Genomic DNA, 4,276 nt, shown 5'->3' on the forward strand with positions numbered 1-4,276 from the left:
CTCGGTGCTCGAAGGAATTGCGCTTGGCGCCATCACGGCGGCTTTTGAGCAGATCATTCCTGGCATCGCAGTTCAGACGGTGATGGCGACCGCGATTATCGTGGGCGTCACATACGCGCTTCACTACTCGGGTGCGGTTCGCACCTCTTCCAAGGGCCGCAAGATCATCCTCACGGTCATGCTTGGCTACCTCATTTTCTCGTTGGCCAACCTCGTGCTCATGCTGTTCGGCGTGTTCGACAACCAGGCATGGGGCATGCGCGGCTACGAGATCGCCGGCATCCCGCTGGGCGTCGTCCTCGGCGCTGTCATGATTCTCGTCGCCGCCTACATGTTGATCGCCGACTTCGAGGACATCAACATCGCGATCGAGAACGGTGCACCCAAGGAGTTCGCATGGACGACGGGCATCGCCATCGTCATGACGATCCTGTGGATCTACATCGAAGTTCTGCGCATCATCGCAATCCTCAACTCGCGCAACTAGCGCACAACTCAATGGGCGGGGAACTGGCACTGGTCAGTTCCCCGCCCGTTTTGGTAGGTGTAGTGTGTACAGCTCTAGACTGTGATGGGGGAGTGAGATGAGCCAAAGCCTGAGTTCTAAAGCGGTGCAGGACATCGTTGACCGCATCGCGGCCGGCGACTTGAAGGATGGCGAAGCCCTCCCGCCCGAGGCGGAACTAGCCGCCGAGCTTGGGATCTCCCGCCTCACCATGCGCGAGGCCGTGCGCGTGCTCAAAGATCGCGGGGTGCTGCGCGTGGTGCACGGGCGCGGCACCTACGTGGCCTCGATCGACGAGTGGACGGATCTGCCCACCATCATCGAGGTGCTCGGCAAAACAACCGCGCCGCGCCAACTCGGTGAGCAGCTCATCGAGGTTCGCCGGATGATCGAGGTCGGTGCCTGCGGCCTTGCGGCGGCGAACCGCACGGACGCCGATCTTGTGGCGATGCGCGCTCACCTCGACGAGTTCGATGCAGCCCTCGAATCGGGTGACGTCGAAGCCGCCCTCATGTCAGATATCGCATTCCATTCGGACGTCGTTGCGGCCTCGGCCAATCCGTTCTTGCAGACCATCATGACTGTGCTGGAGTCGCCGCTTATGCGTTCGCGGCGTGCGACGACGGCGATCCCCGAGGTGCGCGAGCGCGCTCGCGAGCATCACCGAACCATTTTTGCTGCGATCGAAGCGGGGGATGCGAGCGCCGCAAAGAACGCGATGCGCGCTCATATGACCCAGACGAAACAGGATCTCGAGCTGATTTAGCGTTCGCTGGGCGAATCCCCGTGGGGGAATTGTGAGAAATGCTTGCCAAAGCGGTGCGCAGTCACGTACCCTCATTCAAGACCTCAGAGGTCTGATCACAAAGGGGTGTCATGAAAAATCTAGAAGAACTCTTGGCGGGCTATCCGGAAGATGTCCACGTTAGCGCTGAAACTGTTCGCCAGGCACGTGTACAAGCGGAGGACAACACCGTTTACGTCGTGCTCGACGACGATCCCACCGGTACCCAATCGGTTGCGGATCTTCCCGTCTTGACCAGTTGGGAAAAGGAAGACTTCGAGTGGGCCTACTCCACGGGCAAGGCTGCCGTATACGTGATGACCAACTCGCGCTCGCTCTCACCGCGCGACGCCGAACACGTCAACCGCGAGGTCGTCCGCTCGGCCCTCGCCGCTGCCGAGGCGACGGGCACCGACGTCGCTTTCGTCTCGCGCTCGGACTCGACGCTACGCGGGCACTTCCCGCTCGAGCCCGCAACAATCTCGGAAGAGATGGAAGCCGCGACCGGCAAGGGAGCCGACGGCATCGTCGTCGTGCCAGCATTCGGCGACGCCGGCCGCATCACCATCAACGCCACGCACTACGCGGGCTCCGTGGCCGACGGATTCGTGCCCGTGGGCGAGACCGAATTCGCCAAGGATGCGACCTTCGGCTACGAATCCTCGAATTTGCCGGAGTGGGTCGAAGAAAAGACCGGCGGAGACATGCCCGCCGAATCCGTCATCGTCATCGACCTAACCACTTTGCGTGAAAGTAAGGAACGTACCGTTGACAAGCTGACATCGGCCAAGAACGGAATCGCGATCGTCGTCGATATCGTGACCGAGGAGGATCTTCGCCTCCTCGCCCTCGCACTCATCGAGGCTGAGGCCTCGGGATCGCGCTTCGTGTATCGAGTAGGTCCGCCATTTGTGCGTGCCCGAATCGGGCAGGCCGTCCATGATCCGCTCACTGTAGAAGAAATTGCGATGTCGCGCGGTTCAGCCGAACTCGCAAAAGGTGGTCTGATCGTCGTCGGCTCACATGTTGGGCTTACCACTCGCCAGCTCGACCACCTCCGCCACCGCCGTTCTCCCGTCGAGCTCGAAATCGATGTGGCAAAGGTTGTGGATCCGCAGCGACGCACCGACCACCTTGAGCAGGTTGCGCGGGAGGCTATTTCCGCGCTTGATTCAGGTAACGTCGTGGTCCGCACGTCGCGAAAGCTCATCACGGGCGACGATGCTGACAGCTCTCTTGACATTTCCAGACAGGTGTCGGCGGCCGTCGTCGACGTCGTGCAGAAGATCCTCGCGGAGAACCCGCCTCGCTTTGTGGTCGCGAAGGGCGGAATTACGTCGTCGGATACTGCCTCCAAGGGTTTGCAGATCAGGCGGGCCCTGGTGATTGGTCCGATGCTCCCGGGCATCGTCTCGCTGTGGTCGGGTCAGGACGGCCCCGCTGCTGGAATTCCGTACATCGTATTTGCAGGCAATGTTGGCGACGACGAATCGCTCGCGGACGTTGTCGACAAACTTTCAGAGTAAAACACACAGAAAGATTCCGGTTCGTGACGATCGGCGTCATCGAACCGTTCACAATTCTCAAAGGAGAGAAGAATGAAGATTGCAGTAGTAGGCCTTGGTGCGATGGGCCTCGAAATGGCAACATGGCTCGCCGACAAGTTTGATGTGGTCGGGTACGACATTTCCACCGACCGCATGGATCTTGCGGCCGAGCGAGGGGTGTCCAAGACGGTATCCGCGCGCGAAGCGTGCAGTGATGCCGACGTCGTCCTCGTCGCCGTGCGGAGCCGCGAACAACTCGACGACATGTTGTATGGCGAGGCTGGGGTGGCGCCGGTCATGAAGACAGGCTCCGCAATACTGCTCACCTCCACCATCGGGATCGTCGCGGTTCAAGAAATTGCCGCACAGCTCAAAGAGCAGGGAATCGGCCTCATCGATGCGCCCGTGTCGGGTGGGCCTGTGCGAGCCGGAAAAGGTGACCTGCTGGTCACCGTTGGCGCCTACGAGGAGGAGTACCACTTCGCCAAGCCCGTGCTGGACGCCTTGGCCTCCACCCTCGTATGGGTTGGCAAGGAGCCGGGCAAGGGTCAGAGCATGAAGACCGTCAACCAGCTACTGTGTGGCGTTCACATTGCCGCTGCCGCAGAAGCGCTCGCTCTCGCCGGCAAATTGGGACTCGACCAAGAGGTCGCGCTCAAGGCGCTGATGTCGGGTGCGGCGGAATCGTTCATGCTCGGCGACCGCGGTCCGCGGGCAATCCAGGCGTACAACGGTGAGACCGCTGAGGTGAAGTCTCGCCTAGATATTTTCGTCAAAGACATGGGGATTGTTACGGACGCCGCCAAGTCCGTTGGCATCGCCGTGCCGGTCGCTGCCGCTGCCGAACAGGAATATCTCTTGGGTTTGGCAAACGGTCAGGCCGCGATGGACGACTCGTCGGTCGTCAACGTCATCGCTCCCGATACTCGCGCCTAAGCGCACCGAAAGGGTTGAATTATGGGAACCGGAACATTACTGGGGATAGCGATTGGCGCTATTGTCGTCCTGCTCTTCTTGGTCATCAAGGTCAAGATGTCAGCATTCGTCTCGTTGCTTCTTGTTGCAGTTGGAACTGCGCTCGCGACTGGGATTCCGATCGAAAACGTCGTTCCCGTCATGCAGGAGGGTATGGGTAACACTCTCGGGTCGGTCATGATCGTGGTCGGCCTCGGAGCGATGCTGGGTCGAGTAATCGAAGTGGCTGGCGGTGCGGATGCGCTCGCGCACTCTTTTACGAGGGCACTCGGCGAGAAACACGTGATCGCGGCCGTGACCGCGGCGGCGTTCGTCGTTGGAATTCCGATCTTCTTTGACGTCGGCTTCATTATCTTGGCGCCGATCATCTTTGGCTTCGCACGGGTTGCTAACATTAACCCGCTGAAAATTGGGCTACCGGTTGCCGGTGCGCTCCTGACCGTGCATGTGGCGCTCCCGCCACAT

The 4,276-nt window shown here is 60.5% G+C and carries 4 protein-coding genes and 1 pseudogene; all 5 read left to right on the forward strand.

All coding sequences use genetic code 11. The features are described from left to right. Positions 1-487, forward strand: a 487-nt coding sequence (locus ACHFFR_RS08560) for a Bax inhibitor-1/YccA family protein (protein WP_394263845.1), incomplete at its 5' end; no start/stop codon positions are given. A gap of 97 nt (positions 488-584) precedes the next feature. Next, positions 585-1,271, forward strand: coding sequence for a FadR/GntR family transcriptional regulator (locus tag ACHFFR_RS08565; protein WP_394263846.1), 687 nt, complete (start codon positions 585-587; stop codon positions 1,269-1,271). Between the two features lie 110 nt (positions 1,272-1,381). Next, positions 1,382-2,815 carry a four-carbon acid sugar kinase family protein gene (locus ACHFFR_RS08570; RefSeq protein ID WP_394263847.1) on the forward strand — a complete coding sequence of 478 codons (1,434 nt, stop codon included), beginning with the start codon at positions 1,382-1,384 and terminating at the stop codon, positions 2,813-2,815. A 69-nt stretch (positions 2,816-2,884) separates the two neighbouring features. Then, a pseudogene (locus ACHFFR_RS08575) lies at positions 2,885-3,772 on the forward strand (NAD(P)-dependent oxidoreductase); the annotation flags it as partial. A 21-nt stretch (positions 3,773-3,793) separates the two neighbouring features. After that, the coding region (locus tag ACHFFR_RS08580; protein ID WP_394263848.1) for a gluconate permease at positions 3,794-4,276 on the forward strand (483 nt) is incomplete at its 3' end.

Source organism: Trueperella sp., from assembly GCF_043424875.1.
Lineage (GTDB): Bacteria > Actinomycetota > Actinomycetes > Actinomycetales > Actinomycetaceae > Trueperella.